The following is a 19,547-nucleotide window of genomic DNA, read 5'->3' as shown; positions in this document are numbered from 1 at the left end:
TGTCGAATTCCTTAGTAGAGCTTTTCGGTATTGCCGTCGACGGCCATTGCTTGGCCGTTGATGCTGCGTGCCATGGAGCTGGCCAGGAAGATGGCCATGTCGGCAATGTCCCCGGCCTCGACGAGCCGATTCAGCGACGACTGTCGGTGGTAGAGATCCGAGACCTCCGCCAGCGGGCGGCCGAGCATCTCGGCCTTGGCTTCGATGACTGCCTCGATGCGAGGACCATTTACCGCTCCTGGGCAGATGGCATTAACGCGGATGCGCTCGTCACCCAGCTCGATGGCCAGGGTCTTGGTCAGTCCGATCACTGCCCACTTGGACGCCGAGTAGGCGCTACGGCCAGCCATACCCAGTCGCCCCGCGGCCGAGGACAGATTGATGATCGAGGCGTCACTGGCCTCGCGCAGCAGCGGCAACAGATGTTTGATGCAGTGGAACTGACCGTGGACGTTCACATCGAAGGTGGTGCGCCACGCCACGGTGTCCAGGGTGTCGATGGGCCCGGTGGGGCCCGCGATCCCTGCGTTGTTGACCAAGACATCCAGCCCGCCAAATTCGCGACGGATGGCTGCGGCAAGTTCGATGACCTGAGCTTCATCCGATACGTCATTCACCAGCGCGGTGAAACCGGCTTCGCTAGCTGCAGCAACGGCGTCGGGGTTGATGTCGGTGACAAAAACCTTGGCCCCGAGATCTTTGAAGGCCGTGGCGATGGCCAGGCCGATGCCGGCTGCTCCTGCGGTGACCAAAACGGAGCGGTTAGTGAAGTCGAGTTTTGGGGTTCCCATTGTGAGAATCTTTCCGATCGTAGGCGGGTTTAGTGGGCGGCGACGGAGGACTTAGAGGGGTCCTCGGTGCCGCGCTTGAGCTTTCGAGTCAGCAGTGCGCCGATGGCGCACATCGCAACGATGAACCAGAGGCCCGAGAGCTTGCTGCCGGTGGTTTCCTCCATGAATCCCATGACGTACGGGCCGAGGAATCCTCCGAAGAGGCCCACGGTGTTCACGAAGGCGATGCCGCCGGCCAGCGCAGCACCGGAGAGTCGGGTGGCCGGGTAGGTGAAGAGGATCGGCTGCAGCGCAAAGAAGTTGAATGCCGCCAAGCAGAACCCGATCATGCCTAGGATCGGTCCGCCCACGGCCCCGAGCGTGAAGCCGGCGACAATGCCGACCATCGTCGAGGTGGCGATCAGGCGGGAGCGCGATGCGTTGGTGGCCAGGCGCGGCAGCAGTAGGGCACCTGCCGCAGAGAAGATCCACGGGATGGAGGTTAGTAGACCGATCTGGATGGTGTTCAGGGTTCCATAGCTGCCGATGATCGAGGGAAGGAAGAAGCTCAGCGCGTAGACGGCGATTTGGTGGGTGAAGTAGATGGCCACCACCAGCAGGATCTGCTTGTCCTTCAGTACATGGCGCAGTTTCGAGTTGCCCGAAGCTTTTGCCCCGGCGGTCTCCTCGGCGAGGATGCGGGCCTCGAGATCTTCGGCTTCCGCTTTAGTGAGGAACGTGGAATCGGTGGGCTTGTTGGGCAGGTACTTCCAGATGAAGAAGGCCAGGAAGCACGCGGGGATGCCTTCGATGATGAACATCCACTGCCAGCCGTGCAGGCCGCCGAGACCATCGAGGGTCAGCAGCACGCCACCGAGCGGAGCTCCGACGATGTTGGCGATGGAGACTCCGAGCAGGAACATGCCGTTGGCCTTGGCCCGATGCTTAATAACAAACCACTGGGTGATGAAGTAGATGACTCCGGGGAACAGTCCGGCCTCGGCGATGCCGAGCAACATCCGCAAGATATAGAAGGACCATTCGCCCTGCACCAGAGCCATACACGCGGAGAGGATGCCCCAGGTGATCATGATCCTCATGATCCAGAAGCGGGCACCGACCTTGTGCATGATCAGGTTCGAAGGAATCTCGGAGAAGGCATAGGTGAGGAAGAATAGCCCGGCGCCGATGCCGTAGGCGGTGGCGGAGATCCCCAGATCAATCTCCATCCTGTCCTTGGCCATGCCGATATTGGTGCGATCGATGAAGGCCATGACGTATGCGGCAATCAGCAGCGGCATGACGCGGCGGAAGATGAGCTTGTTGACGACTTCGGGTGACCTCATCGTCGTTTGGTGCGAAGTGGCTGACATGTCTTTGCCTTTATTTGGGGGCGTAGCAACGGGAAGGCGCGTCGGCCCCTGGCTGCTGAAATGATGGAGGTAGTGCTTAGTGGGCGGAGCCCGGAACGCACCCGCAGGTCCGTCCAATGTGGATCCGATGCGTACACACCGAATGCGCGTAGGTAGTTCGTGGGTGGGTGATTTGGTCCAAGAGAAGTTCGAAGGAGCGCTCGGCCATCTCCTTGACCGGCTGGACGATCGTGGTCAAACCGATCAGTAGTGAACGGCTTCGCGGTAGACCGTCGCTGCCGACGACAGCCACATCCTCGGGAATTCGTAGTCCCAGGGACAGGGCGTGTTCCACGACGCCGATGGCTATCTCATCGGATCCGCAGACGATGGCCCGCGGGGGATGGGCGGAACCGAGGAGTTTTTCCGCGGCCACCCGTCCGCCATCGGAGTTCAGCCGAGTGCTGATTTTTCGCTCCCCGGTGATCACCACTCCCGCGGCGCTTGCGGTGCGGACAAATGCCTGCTCGCGTGCCATCGAAGCGGTGGAGAAGCGTGGCCCAATGACCGTGGCGATTTCCCGGTAGCCGTGTTCAAGGATGTGGCCCATGAGTTCGGCCGCCGCTGCATCGTCATCGATTCCCACAAAGTCCCCGGGCAAGTGGTCCGAGCGCCTCGAAAGGTAGACATACGGGATGCGCTTTTGGCGCAGGGTCCGTAGTGCCCGCGAATCTTCGCGCAGTGCGGCGGCAATGATGACGCCGTCGACATTGCGAGCAGCCAGTGTGCTGGCGACCTGGGCTAGAGATTCCGGGTCGTCTTGGGTTGTTGCGACGAAGACTTCGAAGCCCTCCGCCGCAGTCGCGTTAATAATGTGTTGCGCCCAACCGGTGTACATCTGATTAACGATGTTCGGAAGGATGAGGCCCACCACGCGGGTCAGTAGCGGGTCGCGGCCCGCCGAGTTCCCCGAGGGACGGAAGCCCATTTCGTTGGCGATCTTCACGACGTGCCGACGAGTTTCGGTGGACGCCCCGGGTCGACCATTCATGATGTAGCTGACCGTTGCTGCGGAGACACCCGATGCTCGCGCGACCGCCGCGGCGGAAACCCGGGTGGGTCGATCCGTCGGGGTGTTCAGGGTGCTCGGCATCTTTGCCTCCTTCGCGGTGTTGGTCCATGACTGGCAGATCGTTGGCGTGTGATCACCATTACAGTCCACGCTAGGGTGTTAAGCAACGTTAAGTGCGCCCGCTCATCGCCAGTGAACACTTCCGTTGGTGACTGGTCGTGCTCAGTGGCGGACGGGGTTGACCGCGCTCAAGCTGCTGGCCTATAGCGCTCAGTGCTGAATGGTCAAAGCGTCAAACTCTATCCGGGCGCGAAAGGGCCATTTTTGGTTTCGCTCTTAGTTTTTGGCGCAACGGAGTTCGGCGCTGATCGCTGAAATGATCCTCGGGTGATGGTGATTCACTTGACCTTCCGCTGCCTCACCTCGACCGGAGCTTCGCCTGTGGGCGAGGGAAGGATCTATTTGGTCTGCACCTCGGTGTGGCCCAGACGGGGGGGGCTCAGCTATTGAGGTCCGAGGCTTGTTCAATCTCAGCCGCCAGCAGTTCCCGCGCCTGAGCCAGGTGCTCATCGAGGGCGATGGCTGCACCTTCTGGATCTCCGGCCGCGATCCGTTCCAGAATCGTGGCGTGTTCGCTAGCGATTTTTGCGGAATCGAGCAGCTCTAGAGACTGTACCCGCGTCATGCAAAGGCGGACCTCCCCGAGCAGGGACCTGTACATGGCGCTGGTCCGCGTATTGTCCATGGCATCAACAAGGGCCGTGTGAAAATCCATGTCGGGGCCGATAATTGTCGTAGCCGGCAGCGAAATGCGGGCGCTAATTTCGGCATTCGCGTGCACTGCCGCCGCCGGGACTGACTTGGTGGTTGCCAATCGACGCACCACCTCTGATTCGAGGTAGGCCCGGGCAAAATAAATGTCCCTGACCGAATCGGCGCCCAAGGTCTTCACGCGCGCCGTTTTGTGAGCACCGCGCTCGAGAAGTGAATCCGCAACCAGTCGTTCGATGGCTGCCTTGGCCGTCGGGCGGGCAACCTCATAGGTGCTGGCGACTTCGGCTTCGGTTAGTGCTGTTCCCTGTGCAATGTCGCCCTCGTAAATGCGCCGGCGCAAATCCTGGACGATTGCGTCAATGATGGAAAGCGCTGTAACGCGATGGCTCATGGCGACGGGGTCCTTTGGCTGGCGGGCAGACGGAAATCAATCTTGACAGATTTTCTTCAAGCTATCTTGAAAGACATGTGTACTTGCTAGACAATCATAGTGTTGGTATGTTGTGGGTCTCAAGACCTTAAAGAGCTTGCCGACATCTTCATGCTTGATGAAACGGATGAGATGACCTTGATTTCCGCACTACGCGGCGCGATGAGCACCGATGACCAGCTCACTGATCGTGCCATCGACCTCCATGCTTATGCCAACGACGCGTCCCACTTTCTGCTGACACCGCAGGCCGTGGCGATTCCCAACAACGCGGCAGAAGTTGGTGCCTTGCTCAAGGCCAGCGCCGAGCTCAACATGCCGCTGACCTTCCGTTCGGGCGGAACCTCGCTCTCGGGCCAGGGCGTCACCGACTCGTTGCTGGTTGACGTGCGAAAAAACTTCAAAGACATCGAGGTCATGGACAACGGCGCACGAGTGCGGGTTCAACCCGGTGTCACCGTGCGAGCGCTGAACGCACGGTTGGCACTCTACGGGCGCAAGTTCGGGCCCGACCCGGCCTCCGAGGCGGCCTGCACCATTGGCGGTGTGGTGGCCAACAATTCCTCCGGCATGCATTGCGGCACGGTGGACAACGTGTACCGGACCTTGGAGTCCCTAGTCATCGTGCTCACCAGCGGCACCGTAATCGACACCGGTACCCCTGACGCCAATGAAAAACTTCGCACCCTTGAACCCGCCATCTTTGCCGGCCTCGAGGCCCTGACCAAGCGGGTGCGTTCAAACCCGGCCTCGGTGGCGATAATCAAGCACCAGTTCTCCATGAAGAACACCATGGGCTACGGACTGAACTCATTTGTGGACTACGAAGATCCCGCGCAGGTCCTGGCCCACCTCATTATCGGTTCCGAGGGCACCCTCGGGTTCGTGGCCGAGGCAACGTTTAGAACCGTGCCGGTCTACAAGCATGTCACCACATCCTTGTTGGTCTTTGATGACCTGTTCACGGCCAACGAGTCGCTCGAGGCGTTGGTGGGATCCGGGGCGGCAACCGTTGAACTGATGGATTCACTCTCGTTGAAGGTGGGCCAAACCCTGCAGGGAACTCCGCAGCTCATCACCGACCTCAACGTGCAATCACATGCCGCATTCTTGGTCGAATACACGGCCTCGAGCGCCGAAGAGTTGGCGAATCGTCAGGAACAAGGACTAGCGCTGACCAAGTCGCTGAAGCTCAGCGCCCCTGCGCAGTTCAGCCCGGATGCAAAGGTCCGTGCCCAGTTGTGGAAACTGCGCAAGGGCCTCTATGCCTCCGTGGCCGGTGCCCGAACTCAGGGAACCACGGCGTTGCTCGAAGACATCGTGGTTCCGGTTTCGGCCCTGGCTCGGACCTGCGCCGAGCTGTCGGTGCTCTTTGAGAGGTACGAATACGAGAACTCCGTGATCTTCGGGCACGCCAAGGACGGGAACGTCCATTTCATGCTCACCGACGGCTTTAACACTGAAGCCCAACTGAAGCGTTACTCGGCCTTCACCGAAGACATGGTGGATCTGGTGCTCGGTGAAGGTGGATCACTGAAGGCAGAGCATGGCACGGGGCGAGTTATGGCACCATACGTGCGCCGCCAATATGGTGACGAGCTGTACGGCGTGATGCGCGAACTCAAGTTGTTGTTGGACCCGGCCGGCTTGCTGAACCCCGGAGTCATCCTGGATGAAGACCCCACGGCCCACCTGAACAACATCAAGGTCACCCCGGCCGTGGATCCGGAAGTCGACCGTTGTGTGGCCTGCGGATACTGCGAGCCAGTCTGCCCCTCGCGGAACCTGACCCTGACTCCGCGTCAACGCATCGTCACGCTGCGCGCCATCGAAACGGCTCGGCTGGCCGGGGATACCAAGCTGGTGGCCGAACTCGAAAAGGACTACTCCTACGAATCGGTGGATACCTGCGCGGTGGACGGCATGTGCCAGACCGCTTGCCCGGTGGATATCAACACAGGCACCCTGGTGAAAAAACTGCGGGCCAAAAACGTGAACAAGGTTGAAGGTGTGGTGTGGGATGCCGCCGCACAGCATTGGTCGGCGGTGACCCAGGGTGCGGGCAAGCTCCTGAGTGTGGCCGATAAGGTGCCGCTTCACCTGGTGCTCGGCGCCAACAAGGTTGGGCGCGCAGTCTTGGGCGCGGACACGCTACCGCTCTATTCGGCGGAATTGCCCGCCGGAGGGCGCAAGCGTGCCCGTCCTGCACCGGCAAAAACACCAGTCGCGGTGTATTTCCCCGCCTGCGTGAACACCATGTTCGGCCCGGCAGACCCGCACCAAGCGGGAATCCAGGAGAGTTTTAGCGCCCTGGCCAAACGCGTGGGTGTGGAGCTGCTGGTGCCAGAGGGCATCGATTCGCTGTGCTGTGGCACCCCGTGGTCTTCCAAGGGCATGGCCAAGGGTCGCGAGACCATGGGGGAGCGTACCGTCGCCGCCCTGCGTGCCGCCAGCAACAATGGCGAGTTGCCGATTCTCTGTGACGCTTCCTCGTGCACCGAAGGGCTGCTCCACAGCATTGAAAACGAAGTGGTTCCCGCCGGAGCCAAACCGTTGCGGATCATCGACGTGGTTCAATACACCGCCGAGCACATCCTGCCGTTGCTGCCCGCTGGGCATAAGGTGGCCAGCCTGGCCCTGCACCCCACGTGTTCCTCCACGCGGATGGGCATGAACCCGGCGCTGCAGGCAGTCGCCGAGGCAGTTGCCGATACGGTGCAGGTTCCTGAAAGCTGGGGCTGCTGTGCCTTTGCCGGGGATCGCGGCATGCTGCACCCCGAGCTCACCGCCTCCGCTACCGAGGCGCAGGCGGCCGAAGTGCGCGAGTTCGGTGCGAGCACTCATGCCTCATGCAATAGGACGTGCGAACTGGGCATGAGCCGGGCGACCGAGCAGCCCTACGAGCATGTGCTCGAACTCCTGGAGCGCACCACCCGGGACTGATGCGATGCCGATGCTTGCGCTCACGCTGCAGGCATCGGCACTAACTGTCGTCGCGATCGGCAGATCATGGGCGGCACGCCAACCGTGGCAGATCATCGGATTGACGCGTTGGTCTTTCGCCGAGTTCCTCCGGGTTCTACGCTGGGTACATGTCGCAGGAAGACCCGTCCTCCGCGGACATCGAAACGACCGACAGGCAGGCCGCCACCCGTACGACGCCACCGAACGCGGGGCATCGCACGTTTCTGCATGTGCTGGTTAATACGGCCCTGGCCAATATCACCACCAGTTTCCTCTGGTTTGCCCTGACCTTCTGGGTGTATCTGGAGACCCGTTCGGTGCTCGCCACCGGACTCATTGGCGGAACGTACATGTTGCTGGTCGCCTTCTTCGGGCTGTTCTTCGGCGTGTTGGTGGACAGGTACCGCAAACACGCGGTGATGGTGGGTTCCACGCTGTTCACCGTGGCCTGCTTCTTGGTGGCAGCGGCCATGTTCTTGATGGTTCCCGAGGCCGAATTGATGAGCCTGAAAGGAGTATGGTTCTGGCTTTTTGCCCTCGTGATTCTCATCGGATCGGTAATCGAGCAGCTGCGCAACATTGCCTTGTCCACCACCGTCACGCTGCTGGTGCCAGCAGATCGCAGGGTCAACGCCAATGGACTGGTGGGCACCGTGCAGGGCCTCGCATTTATGATCACCTCTGTTTTCAGTGGCCTTTCCATCGGGTTTTTGGGCATGGGTGGAACGCTCCTCATTGCGCTGGTGGCCTGTGTGGCGGTGTTGGTGCACCTATTAGTCCTGCGCATCCCCGAGCCCAAGATCATCCGGGCGGAAGGACGCGAGAATTTCGCCGAACTCCGTGCCGGCATCGCTGCGGTTCGTGCGACGCAGGGGTTATTTGCGTTGATCCTGTTCACCACGTTTAACAACCTCACCGGCGGGGTCTTCATGGCGCTGATGGATCCTTACGGTCTGACGATTTTCCCGGTTCAGGCCTGGGGTGTGGTGCTCGGGGTGACGGCCACCGGATTCCTGATCGGTGGGGGATTGGTGGCCAAGTTCGGGCTGGGCAAGAACCCGATTCGCACCATGCTGATTCTGGTTGCCTGCACCGGGGTGCTGGGTGCATCCTTCACGATCCGCGAGTGGTGGTGGCTCTACGCGGTGGGCATCTGGATCTACATGATGCTCATCCCCGCGGTGGAGGCCGCGGAGCAGACGGTGATCCAGAAGGTCGTTCCCTACAAGGTGCAGGGGCGGGTGTTCGGCTTTGCCATGACCTTCGAGGCGGCGGCGGCTCCGATCACCGCTTTCATGATCGCGCCGCTGGCTGAGTTCTGGATCATCCCGTACATGAACTCCCAACCCGGGCAGCAAAGTTGGGGCTGGTTGCTGGGGGAAGGAAACGCCCGCGGGATCGCACTGGTATTCCTGGTTTCCGGAATCGCCTCGATCATCTTGGGTCTTGTGGCGCTGACTACTCGTTCCTACCGGCGGCTCTCGGTTGCCTATGCCACGGCGCCGGAGAGCTCGCCGGAGCCATGACCGCGCAGCGATCGCCAACCCGGATCCGGTGCGTCGCTGGTAGGAAGACCCGCCGCTTAACGAACCCGACGCCTCCATCTTCGAGACCGAGGGGCCGCCGAGTCCACCGACTTACCCGTTCATCCAGAACTAGACGGGACTCCGCCGGGGCGCTACCTGCTTAGCGATTGCACAAAGGCGAGGCTCGTAGCCGAAATTTCGGTGCGAGCGTCGTCGCGGGAAAGCGTTGGCTCGCCGTCCCCGGATTGCGTCCCGTAGTCACCAAAGTTTGCATGCACACCGCCTTCGATTTCCGTGAAGGTGGTGTCCTTCGGAAGCATGGCACGTGAGGCCTTGATTTTTTCCGGGGTGGTCAAGGCGTCATTGGATGCTGAGATCGAAAGCATGGGCACCTGTAGGGAGCTGATGTCCGAGGCTGGATAAGAGGCAAAGAACAGTACCCCGGCCACGGGTTTGCCGGGGTCCTTGGCGGCGGACTGCGCGTCGATCGCTGCCACGACCCCGCCGAGTGAATGCCCACCGAGCACCCACCGGTCGACCGGGCGATGCTCGGTGCGTGCGGTGTTGAAGGCCCTCGTGGACAGGAAGGCAATGCCAAGGGGCTGTTTCGGGATGACGACGATGTGGCCGCTCTCGGCCAGCGGCCGCAAGACCGCGGCATAGGCCCGGGCGTCAACTAGGGCTCCGGGCTGAAAAAACACCCCGACGTCACTGGGCGTGCCGGTAGGTGTCATCAGAATTTGCGTTGGGGACTCCGTGACGGTGATCGTGCCGTCGGAGACCATGGCCGAGCGTGCCGCGGGTTCCGCGCTGTACGGCACGAGCCAGCCGGCCAGGGCAAGAACCCCGCAGGAGACCAGCAGGCCGAGGACGCGCAGCACCTTGAATCTTCGGTGCCCGGGCGTGTGCCGTCGCCAGGAACGGATGGCGACCACCGTGCACACGATGAAAAGCAGCCCGAGCAGGACCGAGTACGCCGGGTGCCCGTGCAAGAGCATGTCACCTGTGGCGATTGCCGCCCAGATTACGGCAACCACACCGAGGGTCGAGACCAGACGTACTGCCCAGAACAGAATCGCATCGGTGTGGTTCGTTGCCCGGCGGCGACTCGCGGCAGGCTCTTTATCTGCGTTCGGTTCCACGGTGGTCATCTTTCGTTCAGAACTTGCGATCCATACTGGTTTTTTCGTACGTGCGTGCGCTCCTCGGAGCCACAAAAATCATTCCATAGATCCTTCCATGGTGGAACTATATAAGAGTAGTGTGGCACACGTGGAAGCAAACAACGAGCGATACCGCAGGCTGCGCTGGTTTGGACTGGGCGCCATCAGCCTCTCGGTGGCACTGATCATCATGGACAGCACCATCGTTGCGGTGGCGGTCCCGGCGATCATCAACGACCTGGCTCTGAGCACCACCCAGGTGCAATGGATCCAGGAGATCTACACCCTGGTGTTCGCCGCGTTGCTGCTGGTCTGGGGCAGGGTGGCGGACCGGGTTGGCCGGCGCCGGATCCTAGTGTTGGGATTGCTGATCTTCTTGGCCAGCTCTGCCCTGTGTGCACTGGCCCCCGAGGGCGGCTGGCTGATCGCCGCACGTGCGGTGCAGGGGGTCGGTGGCTCGATGATTCTTCCTGCAACCCTCTCGTTGCTCAATGCGACCTTCCGCGGCAAGGAACGTACCATCGCTTTTGCCGTGTGGGGCTCGACCATCGGTGGCATGGCCGCCGTTGGACCGATTGTCGGCGGATGGCTGACCTCCTCCTACTCATGGAACTGGGCGTTCTTGATCAATATCCCGCTGGGGCTGATCGCGGCAGGAGGTGTCCTGTACTTCGTGGCCGGCTCCAGGGAGAGCAACACCGTGAAACTCGATGACTACCTCGGTGCCCTGCTTTCCGTGGTCGGCTTTGGATCCTTGGCCTTTGGCCTGATCGAAGGGCGCCACTATGGGTGGTGGGGCGCCACCACCGATGCGCCCTTCTCCGTCTTTGGGTTTTCCCCGGCACCGGTGGCCTTTGCGCTGTCGGTCCTGGCGCTGGGCGGATTCATTCTCTTGGAGCGTTCGCGGTCGCAGGCCAAGCGCAGTGTCTTGCTCGATCTTTCCCTGTTCAACATCTCATCCTTCTCGCGCGGAAACGTCACCGCCTTGACGGTGAGCCTGGGCGAGTTCGGTTTGATCCTTTCCCTCCCGTTGTGGTTCCAAAACGTCTTGGGACTCAGCGCGCTTCAAGCAGGGGTGGCGTTGGTGCCCTTGGCAGCGGGATCCTTCGTGGCCTCAGGGTCGATATCCGCGCTGTCCAAGTCGCTACCCGCGGTGCGCATGGTGCAGCTGGGTGTTGGACTGGAGATTGTTTCGGTGGCAACCCTGGCCCTGTTGATCCGCCCCGATTCCTCCACCTGGATGACCTCGGCCATCCTGTTTGTCTATGGAATCGGGGTGGGGTTCGCCACCGCCCAACTGACCCAGGTGGTGCTGGCCGATGTCCCGGTGCAACAATCGGGACAGGCGGCCTCCACCCAGTCAACAGCGCGGCAAGTCGGTTCAGCCCTGGGAATCGCAATCCTGGGCACCGCGCTGTTCACCACCTTGAAGAACTCCACCGAGTCCCAGGTCTCGGGGTTGGTGGCCCAGTTCCCGCAGCTCCAGGGTGCCGTGGATTCGGTGACCCACAGTTCGGGCGGCACAATCTCAGCCTTGTCCCAAAATCCGCAAACCGCAGCCATCGCCGACGCGGCACGCAATGCATTAACACAGGGTGTCTCCGTGGCCGCATGGATTGCGGCCGGCGCCTTGGCCCTCGGTCTGCTGACCAGCCTCAGGCTAAAGCCTGCGGTGCCGCCCCACGAAGAGCCGCCGACTGCCGAGGAAGCCAAGAAAAAATAAGCCGCGGTACGCCAAGGTCGCCCGGCCTATCGTGTCCCCCAGCCCGTCGCACCGGGCAAGGGACTAAAACACCCCAGATCCTTAGACGGGAACCTCGGGCACCACCAAACGCCCATCAGGTGCTGAGCCATTGAGCGCACAGTAGCGTTTATTTTCCGGTGGTTGCCTTGGCTAGGGCTGCCCGCAATTGACTGCGCCCAGCACCCTCCCGCAGGGATTGGCCCAGCGAATGCAGCTCGTCGCGGGTGTCCTGCGGAAGCGACAGCATGGCACCCAGAGCATGCCGGAGCTCTTGGACGGTGGCGGTGTTGGGTGCCAGTGCGGCACCAAAGCCGATGTTCTCCAGGGCAGCGGCGCCGGCGAACTGGTCCGTGGAAAACGGCAGTACGACGGTAGGAACCCCGAAGGTCAGGGATTCGGTGACCGAGTTGTTTCCTCCGTGGGTCACCGCGGCCGCGGCGGAACCCAATAGCGTGACCTGGGGCAGGAATTCGCCAACGAGCCAGTTTTCGGGGACTTCGCCCAGGGACTCGGCGCCAGCGGAGCCATAGGCCACTGCGGCACGAATATTTGATTCTTTCAAGGCCGTGACAACTTTGTTCAGCACATCCCCGCGCACCGAGAGGAAGCTGCCGAAGCTGACATAGACAAATGGTTCGTCGCTCTCGGAGATCCATGCTTGGACGTGGTCCTCAGCCGCTTCGGCGCGAACCGATGACCCAATGAAGACATGCGGGGGAAGATGCCCGGCACGTTCTTCGCTCATGAGTTCACCGGGGTAGTTGAAGACCAGCACGTCCCCGTGTTCGGCAAAGGCATCGGGGGAGGGCTCAAGCTCGGGTGCCAACTGAGCCAGGACCGAATTCCACTCGGAGGTAAAGGATTCGGACACCCTGGTGCACAGATTCCGCAGCTCCTCCATTTCCTGGTCCTCCGGGGAGAAAGCCGCCGGCCACGCCGGGGGAAGGCCGTACACTTCGGCTGCTGCCGGAAGTGGGAGGGCAGTGGGGTGGCCCAACACCACGTCGATGTGTTCGATCCCGGCGGCCACCATGCCCAGGCGGGCGCTGAAGGCCAGGTGGTCCACGATGATCGTGTCCGGTGCGATCTCATCGATGATTTGCTGCACGGCCCTTGCGGTCTTCACCGGTTCCCACATGAGGTCATTCATGCGTTCCTCGGCCTGGAAAGCCAGCGTCTGGACCATGCCCAGGCGGGTGGCGGCAAAGAATCCACGCAAGGCGTCGTCCTCACCCTCGGGCTGTTCCTCTGCACGGATCACCCCCGGGTTCGACCCCCGGCTCAATTGCAGGTGGACATGTTCGAATCCAAAGGAATCCACGATTGACGCGGTCGTCTCGCCGGTGGCAACCACCACTCTTTCGCCCGCTTCAAGCCAGTTGGTGCCCAGCGCGGCCAACGGATAAAGGTGGGAGGCATAGTCGGGACTGATGATCAGCAACGTCATGGGGCGGAAACCAGCTCTCGTTGAAGTTCCACGTCTGCGTGGTGTACATCGGAATATACCTTGGCCAGGGCACGAGCCATGGCTTGGACCGTGTAATCGGCCTCAACAACGGAGCGCGAATACAAGGCACGCTCCTGGCTGATTTCGACCGCTGCGGACTCCAGCGCCTCGAGGATGGCGGCGCGCAGCCGAGCGGTGTCCCAGGTGGCGGTGAGGAACCCGGTGTGTCCATGCTCGAGGTAGGTCGCCGGCCCTCCGGAATCCGGGGCCACCACCAGCAGGCCCGAGGCCATGGCCTCGAGCAGGGCTATCCCGAATTCTTCCTTGAGGCTGCCGCAGACATAAACCCCGGAACCTGCGGCAAGGCCGGGAACCCCGGTGCGTGCCGCGGCGACCCAGCGGGCCACAGTGTCGTTGGGCTGGTGCCCGGACAGGATCAGTCCGCTCGGTTCCCGGGATCCGGGATCAATCAGCGCGTTGATCCTCTCGAGCTGTTCGAGTTCGTCGGGGGAGGGATGGCGCAGGTTCCCGCCGACCAGCAGCAGGTTGGCCCGCTGCTGCAACTCCGAACCGGCCCAGGCCTCCACGATGGTGGCCATGCCCTTGACGCGGTGGAACCGGCCCACGCTGATGAGCAGCGGCTTCCCGCGGCGTTCGGCGGGAAGCCGCGCCAACAGTTCGCGCAGCTGCACCAGCGGTTCAGTGGCCGGGTGCCCGGCGGCATGCTCTTGAGCTTCGTTCACGGCCCGGTCGACGACCTGCAGATCGATGCCCTCGGGGATAACGGTGTGACGCTCGGGCTCCAGGCTCATGTCCAGGCCCACCAGTTCCTTCATGTCCTGGGCAAGTTCCGGGCGCGGGAAGAACACGGTGTGTGCTGCCGTGGCTGCCATGCGCTGGACCAGACGCGCACGGAACCAGAAATGCTCGACCTCGTCGATGTTCCCGAAGTTCTCCCGCGTCAATTGTCCGGAAAGATCCATGGAGTTGATCACCGCGTGCGGGTCCGGTGCCACGGTGAATACGACAGGGATTTCGAGGTTGCGGGCGACGTCGAACGCGGCCAGGCTTCCTACGTCGGCCATGCGTAGGTGCAGTGCGTCGACCCGTCCCATGGACGAGAGGATGCGGTGGATGCCGCGGCGTGCTGCCACCCGCAACGGCCATGCCGTCGCGGACGGCATGGGGCCCTGCAACAGGGGAACGCGGCCGTAGACGTGGCCGGTGGCGGTCTGACGAAGGGCGTCCAGGCTCCGCACCGCTTCGTCCAGTCCCCCTCGGGAAAGCGTTACCACGCGGCTGACCGTGGAACTGCGGTCCGCCTCGGGCCCCGCGGTGCCGGCCGTCGGGTTGTCCCCGTGGCCGTGGACCAGCGCATCGCCCAAGCGCACCAGCAGGGTGGCGATCCCGCCGGTGTCCCCGCTGCCGGCGTGGCTCAGGTCCGCGTCAATGTCCGCATGCAGGAACAGCTGGGCGATCGTGAGCCCCTGCCCGGGAGCCCCGGGCGCGGGCCGCGGGGTGAGGGATGAGGCGAGGTCCGCCAGGGTGAGCCGGGCAGCCTGGCCCAGTAGGTCGTTTTCCTCCGCGATCGCTTCAAGGTAGGTCTTGGTGTCCTCGGAGCACGGGTGCTGGCCCAGGGCAATGACCGCAGCCACCCGGATAGTTTCAGCCTCGTGGGTGTCCCGCGCGATGCGTTCAAGCAGAAGGATGGCCGTCTCGTGCCCCACCAAGCCCAGCGTTTCGGCCAGCCGATAGCGTCCCGCCTCGTCAGTGACGCCCAGCAGGGCGCCCTCGAGCCCCACGGTGATCATTTCCGGCACGGTGGCCGCCCAGTCTTCGAGGGTTCGCTGCGCGAGCATCCCGGCGAACCCACCGGTGTGCACCAGGCCGATGAGTCGGCCCACGGATTTACTACGCGGGGTCCGGGAATCGTGGGCCCAGGCGGCATGTTCGCGGATGAACCCTTGGTCGCTGGAGAGCAGTTCGGCCAGGTGTTGGTCGGCTTCCTCGTCGCTGACCTGGGCGAGGGCGTGGATGGCGGCGATCGCCGTGACTTGGTCGGGTCCGGAGATGGTGCTGCGCAGCAGACGCAGGTTTCGCACCCCGCCGTCCCTGCCGGCTTCCACGGCCAGTTCGTCGGCCAGCCGCAACGCATCGACCAACCGGTCGGCCTTCTTTATGGCATCAAGACAACTTTGGATCCGCATGCATACACCTCGTCCAGGAATGGTCCACTTGGCACGGCTTGTGACCCGCGATTCCCACCCTACACAATCCCTAACCAAGCTAGCTATCTGTGTTGCGACCTTGGCATCCTTCACGCGGGACGCCGAGGACGCGGCAGCTCCGATCACCGCCTTCGTGATCGCGCCGCTGGTCACGTGCTGGATCACTGCCTCTATGAACTTCCAACCCGGGAAGCAACGTTGGGGTTGGTTTCTGGGGGAGGGAAAAGCCGGGGGGTGCACTTCTATTCCTGTATCTCCGGCATCGCCTCGATCTTCCGAGGGCTCTTTGCGCTAATGACCCGCTCCTAGTGGCGACTCTCGGCCGCCTGCGCCACGGCGCCGGAAAGCGCGCCGGCGGATGCCGCCGAGCTGGATCCCCATGAGTGGGGCTCGACGGGAGGGTGGCAGTCGAATCATCGGATCCGGCCGACCTGGTGCCATTGACGGGGCGGGGCCTCAGGCCGGCGATGTGGCCTTGGCGGCCCCGATGATCTGCCGCACGCCGGCCAAGAAGATCTCCCGGTGATCGAGGGCGAGGATCTCCTCGCGCAGCGAGGCAACGAGCGGGTGGCGCGAGGGGTCGGCAAATAGCGGTCCAGTGAACCACTCGTGGGAATCGGAGTCGGCCGATTCCGCATGGTCCCTAGCCAACCCGGCCGCACTGGCCAGTACGTAGGCGCCGAAGATCGCATACTGCTCGGCCAGGGCGCGTCCCTCCAGTCCGGCTTCGGAGAAGCAGGCAAGCATGAGTTCGATGCTGTCGAGTTCCCCTTGCCCCCTGGTGGTCAGCGAGGTCGCCGTCACGGCGATGGCCGGGTACTCAAGGAAGGTGTCGAGTGTTGCGCCGGCAAACTCCGTCAGGCAGTCTTCCCATTGCGCGGTGGGGGTTGTCATTCTGGCGTGGGCCATCTTGTAGAGCCGGTCGAGCAGCTCTTCCATGAGGCTTTCCTTGCTTTGGAAATGCCGGTAGATCGCCGTCGGGTCGACCCCCACTTCCTTGCCGAGATCGCGGTAGGTCAGGGTCAGCGTATGTGGGCGTGAAGCCAAGCGAAACGCCGCTTCGACGAAGACCTCACGATCCAGCGGCGCCTTCGCGGGCTTGCCGGTGGATGATTTGCCTGACACGCGGGCCTCCGTTCTACCCGCCGGGGCGGGAATTGTTGGTTTCTCCGTTCATCCTACATTCGATGGTGACAACGTCTATGTCAACACCATTGACAGCATGGTTGACTCGACCTAGTGTCATAGCTAGCCCTCAAAAGAGACGGGGGTCACAAGGTTGGCGATTCCGGGATGGGGCGCTTCGGACGGGGAAATCCCCGGCGATTCGCGGCAACGCGACGATGGGTCATTCAGATGCCATGGGTGGTCTTTGGACCCGCTTCCCGGAAGGTGTCCGTTGCGGCTGCCGGCCTCGGGCGGAACCCGCCGCAGGAGATGGGTGGCCCACTCATTGCCGTGTAGATCGTCGTGCTGTTTCCACCTGAACTAGGAGCCTGAAAATGAGAAACAAGTCCCTACGGCTTGCGCTGGCGGCAAGCGCCGTTTTGGCGCTTGCCGCCTGCTCTGCCTCGCCGAATGAGGGTGGGGCTGCCGCGACGCCGAGCTATGAGGTGACGGCGAATACTGCTGAGCCATCGGGCGAGCTGGACAAGCTGACGTGGTCCACCTACGCCGAGCCGTTTTCACTCGACTACGTCTACGCCTTCGACTACGCGGATAACCAGATCCTTTCCAACGTGTGTGAATCCCTGGTTCGCCTGGAGGATGACATGTCGATTTCCCCCGGCCTGGCCACGAAATACGAGAATCCGACACCCAAGACCTGGGTCTACACCATCCGCGAGGGAGTAAAATTCCACGACGGCACCACGCTGACCGCGGACGATGTGGTGGCATCCCTCAACCGGCACCTTGACCCGGCCGTGGGATCGTTCTGGTACTCGGTGTACCAGAACGTTGAAAGCATCAAGAGGACCGGAGCGAACCAGGTCACCGTGACGTCGAAGACGCCAGATGCGCTCTTCAACGAGTCAATGTCCGGAGCCGCGGGCGTCATCGCCAGTGCCGCGAGTATGAAGAAGCTCGGTGCCGAATACGGCAATTCCTCCGGCGGGGTGAACTGCACCGGTCCGTTCGAGCTGAAGAAGTGGCAGAGCGGCGAAAAGCTGTCCCTGACGCGCTTTGAGGACTATTGGGACGAGGGGCTGAGAGCCAAGGCCAAGGAACTCGACTTCGTGATCATGACCGATCCGGTGGCCCGCGTCAATGCGATGAAGTCGGGCGAGGTCGACGGTGGCTGGTTAGTTCCCACCAATGCCGTGGGAGAACTGAAGGCCTCGGGCGCAGGCCAAGTATTCTTCGGCATGAACACCGCAGTGCAGTCGCTGGTCGTCTCAAACCCCGAGGGTCCGCTCGGCAAGCCGGAAGTCCGCAAGGCACTGTTGATGGCCATCGACCGCAACGGACTGGTTCAGGCCGCGGCATCGGGGTACGGCAAGCGAACCAACTCGCTGACCGCCGAGTCGGTGTGGAGCCATGCCGATCCGGCTACCCGGGAGGCCGCCTTCAAGGATCTTGCGGACTACCCCTATGACGTGGCGGCGGCGGCCGAGATCATCAAGGAACAGGGTGTCGAGGGCCAAGAAATCACCATTACCACTGCGCCCATCAGCCATGACTTCGCCGTGATATCCCAAGCGACGGCGGCGGCCGCCGAATCGATCGGCCTCAAGGCCAAGATCAACACCGTAACTCCCAGCGCCTACACGGCGCTCTTCTCGGATCCGGAAGCCCGTAAGGGGACCGATCTGTACTTCACCAGCTGGTATCTTTCCGTGGCCGACCCGCAGGAGATGTTCTCCATCCTGCGCACCGAGGACTTCTCCAACTATGGCAGCTGGTCGAGTCCGCCATTCGACAAGTCCGTCAACGAAGCGGTGCAAACGATGGACCAGGATGAACGCTTCACTAGGTCCCTCGAGGCGCAGAAGATCGCCAATGCTGAGATCCCGTGGCTACCGCTCTATGAAAGCCCAAATCTGCTGTGGATGAACGACAAGATCACCGGAGCGTCGCCGTCGATCAACTTCATGTACTACCCCTGGGCGGCAAGAATCGGAGCCAAGTGACAGTACGTCAAAGTGGGCCCAGGTAGCGGCCCGGCAGGACGGCCTGCTGCTCGAGAGATTCTCGGGCAGCAGGCCTTCTTGTCGGCGGGTCACGGGTCGTGTTTTGCGCGCGGGGCGGGAGTATGGCGCAGAGGCCCCGCGCGTCATGCGGCGGGCTGCCTGGGCATTGGAGGTGAAGAGGGTCCGGAATGTTGAGCCTTTTCTTTCGCTGCGGCAACGATTTGCCCAACGCCTGCGAGGAAGATTTTCCTTTGTTCAAGGGCCAGGATGTGGTCGCGGCTCGAAGTTGCCAACGGGTGGCGTGTGGGCTCTGCCAGCATGGGTCCGGCAAACCAAGCGTAGGAACCGTCGCCCGCCGGGTCGGCCAGATCTCTGGCTAGCCCGGCGGCACCGGCGAGAGTGTAGGAGGCGAAGACCGCGTACTGTTCGACGAGGTCTCTGCCGTGCAGGCCGGCCTCCCAGAAACAATCGAGTGCCAGTTCCATGCTTGCCAGTTCGCCCGGCCCGCCGGTGGTCAGGGACGTGGCCGTCACGGCGATGCCGGGGTACTCCAGGAACGTATCAAGGGTCGAGGCCGCAAGCTCGATCAGGCGGTCTTCCCATGGTGCCGTGGGGTGTGCCGCCCTGGTGTGGGCCATCTGAAAGACCCTGTCCAGCAGCTCCCGCATGAAGCTTTCCTTGCCGTGGAAGTGTCGGTAGATCGCCGTGGGATCAACGCCGAGTTCCTGCCCGAGGTCGCGGTAGGTCAATGACAGGGTGCGTGTTTGCGAACAAATGCGCAGCCCTGCCGCAATAAAGGCATCCCGGTCCAGGGGAGCCTTGTGGCCCTTCGACTTCGAGGTTTCCGCTGCCATCCGTTCTCCATTCTTCCCGCGGTGGGCGGGGGCTGGTGCTGCGTCCATCAACCCTACAATTCTCGATGACAACATATCTGTCAACAGCATTG

At 62.4% G+C, this 19,547-nt stretch carries 13 protein-coding genes; 4 read left to right on the top strand and 9 right to left on the bottom strand.

Translation table 11 applies throughout. The annotated features are described in order from the left end of the window. Positions 1-11: 11 nt before the first annotated feature. The 4 genes from HED64_RS04450 to HED64_RS04435 all read right to left on the bottom strand — a co-directional run bounded on the left by HED64_RS04450 (position 12) and on the right by HED64_RS04435 (position 4,359). Positions 12-791, bottom strand: a complete 780-nt coding sequence (locus HED64_RS04450) for an SDR family oxidoreductase (protein WP_168150845.1) — start codon at positions 789-791, stop codon at positions 12-14. 29 nt (positions 792-820) lie between these two features. Next, positions 821-2,143, bottom strand: coding sequence for an MFS transporter (locus tag HED64_RS04445; RefSeq protein ID WP_245325622.1), 1,323 nt, complete (start codon positions 2,141-2,143; stop codon positions 821-823). A 76-nt stretch (positions 2,144-2,219) separates the two neighbouring features. Beyond that, a complete protein-coding gene (locus tag HED64_RS04440; RefSeq protein ID WP_168150844.1) occupies positions 2,220-3,275 on the bottom strand; it encodes a LacI family DNA-binding transcriptional regulator in 1,056 nt (351 codons plus the stop codon). Between the two features lie 418 nt (positions 3,276-3,693). Beyond that, the gene (locus HED64_RS04435) at positions 3,694-4,359 is read right to left on the bottom strand and encodes a GntR family transcriptional regulator (RefSeq protein WP_168150843.1); all 666 of its coding nucleotides are present in this window, start codon (positions 4,357-4,359) and stop codon (positions 3,694-3,696) included. 171 nt (positions 4,360-4,530) lie between these two features. Between HED64_RS04435 and HED64_RS04430 the strand changes: the two genes are divergently transcribed. Both HED64_RS04430 and HED64_RS04425 read left to right on the top strand, forming a co-directional pair. After that, positions 4,531-7,341, top strand: a complete 2,811-nt coding sequence (locus HED64_RS04430) for an FAD-binding and (Fe-S)-binding domain-containing protein (protein WP_168150842.1) — start codon at positions 4,531-4,533, stop codon at positions 7,339-7,341. A gap of 149 nt (positions 7,342-7,490) precedes the next feature. Beyond that, a complete protein-coding gene (locus HED64_RS04425) occupies positions 7,491-8,888 on the top strand; it encodes an MFS transporter (protein ID WP_168150841.1) in 1,398 nt (465 codons plus the stop codon). 152 nt (positions 8,889-9,040) lie between these two features. Here the strand turns inward: HED64_RS04425 and HED64_RS20145 are convergent, their stop codons facing one another. Next, positions 9,041-10,030, bottom strand: a complete 990-nt coding sequence (locus tag HED64_RS20145) for an alpha/beta hydrolase (protein ID WP_168150840.1) — start codon at positions 10,028-10,030, stop codon at positions 9,041-9,043. Positions 10,031-10,127: 97 nt separating this feature from the next. Here HED64_RS20145 and HED64_RS04415 point away from each other — a divergent pair, with 97 nt between their 5' ends. Further along, positions 10,128-11,774, top strand: coding sequence for a DHA2 family efflux MFS transporter permease subunit (locus HED64_RS04415; protein WP_168150839.1), 1,647 nt, complete (start codon positions 10,128-10,130; stop codon positions 11,772-11,774). Positions 11,775-11,922: 148 nt separating this feature from the next. On the opposite strand, the gene HED64_RS04410 is transcribed toward HED64_RS04415, so the two are convergent. From HED64_RS04410 to HED64_RS04400, 3 genes are all read right to left on the bottom strand, one after another. Next, positions 11,923-13,242: a glycosyltransferase gene (locus HED64_RS04410; protein ID WP_168150838.1), complete on the bottom strand. Its 1,320-nt coding sequence runs from the start codon at positions 13,240-13,242 to the stop codon at positions 11,923-11,925. After that, positions 13,239-15,449, bottom strand: a complete 2,211-nt coding sequence (locus HED64_RS04405; RefSeq protein ID WP_168150837.1) for a glycosyltransferase — start codon at positions 15,447-15,449, stop codon at positions 13,239-13,241. Before HED64_RS04405 ends, HED64_RS04410 begins: the two co-directional genes overlap by 4 nt. Positions 15,450-15,926: 477 nt before the next feature. Further along, positions 15,927-16,595 carry a TetR family transcriptional regulator gene (locus HED64_RS04400; protein ID WP_168150836.1) on the bottom strand — a complete coding sequence of 223 codons (669 nt, stop codon included), beginning with the start codon at positions 16,593-16,595 and terminating at the stop codon, positions 15,927-15,929. A 377-nt stretch (positions 16,596-16,972) separates the two neighbouring features. Here HED64_RS04400 and HED64_RS04395 point away from each other — a divergent pair, with 377 nt between their 5' ends. Further along, positions 16,973-18,601 carry an ABC transporter substrate-binding protein gene (locus HED64_RS04395; protein WP_168150835.1) on the top strand — a complete coding sequence of 543 codons (1,629 nt, stop codon included), beginning with the start codon at positions 16,973-16,975 and terminating at the stop codon, positions 18,599-18,601. Positions 18,602-18,744: 143 nt separating this feature from the next. Here HED64_RS04395 and HED64_RS04390 read toward each other — a convergent pair whose 3' ends face one another. Next, positions 18,745-19,455, bottom strand: a complete 711-nt coding sequence (locus HED64_RS04390; protein ID WP_168150834.1) for a TetR/AcrR family transcriptional regulator — start codon at positions 19,453-19,455, stop codon at positions 18,745-18,747. Between the last annotated feature and the right edge of the window lie 92 nt (positions 19,456-19,547).

The sequence above is a fragment of the Paeniglutamicibacter terrestris genome, from assembly GCF_012271785.1.
GTDB lineage: Bacteria > Actinomycetota > Actinomycetes > Actinomycetales > Micrococcaceae > Paeniglutamicibacter > Paeniglutamicibacter terrestris.
This window is presented reverse-complemented; position numbering and strand designations above follow the sequence as displayed.

Coding starts and splice junctions, on each gene's coding strand:
- HED64_RS04415 (WP_168150839.1), top strand. CDS start 10,128: ATGGTGGAACTATATAAGAGTAGTGTGGCACACGTGGAAGCAAACAAC.
- HED64_RS04410 (WP_168150838.1), bottom strand. CDS start 13,242: ATGACGTTGCTGATCATCAGTCCCGACTATGCCTCCCACCTTTATCCG.
- HED64_RS04395 (WP_168150835.1), top strand. CDS start 16,973: ATGAGAAACAAGTCCCTACGGCTTGCGCTGGCGGCAAGCGCCGTTTTG.
- HED64_RS04440 (WP_168150844.1), bottom strand. CDS start 3,275: ATGCCGAGCACCCTGAACACCCCGACGGATCGACCCACCCGGGTTTCC.
- HED64_RS04435 (WP_168150843.1), bottom strand. CDS start 4,359: ATGAGCCATCGCGTTACAGCGCTTTCCATCATTGACGCAATCGTCCAG.
- HED64_RS04430 (WP_168150842.1), top strand. CDS start 4,531: ATGACCTTGATTTCCGCACTACGCGGCGCGATGAGCACCGATGACCAG.
- HED64_RS04390 (WP_168150834.1), bottom strand. CDS start 19,455: ATGGCAGCGGAAACCTCGAAGTCGAAGGGCCACAAGGCTCCCCTGGAC.
- HED64_RS04445 (WP_245325622.1), bottom strand. CDS start 2,143: ATGTCAGCCACTTCGCACCAAACGACGATGAGGTCACCCGAAGTCGTC.
- HED64_RS04425 (WP_168150841.1), top strand. CDS start 7,491: ATGTCGCAGGAAGACCCGTCCTCCGCGGACATCGAAACGACCGACAGG.
- HED64_RS04405 (WP_168150837.1), bottom strand. CDS start 15,449: ATGCGGATCCAAAGTTGTCTTGATGCCATAAAGAAGGCCGACCGGTTG.
- HED64_RS04450 (WP_168150845.1), bottom strand. CDS start 791: ATGGGAACCCCAAAACTCGACTTCACTAACCGCTCCGTTTTGGTCACC.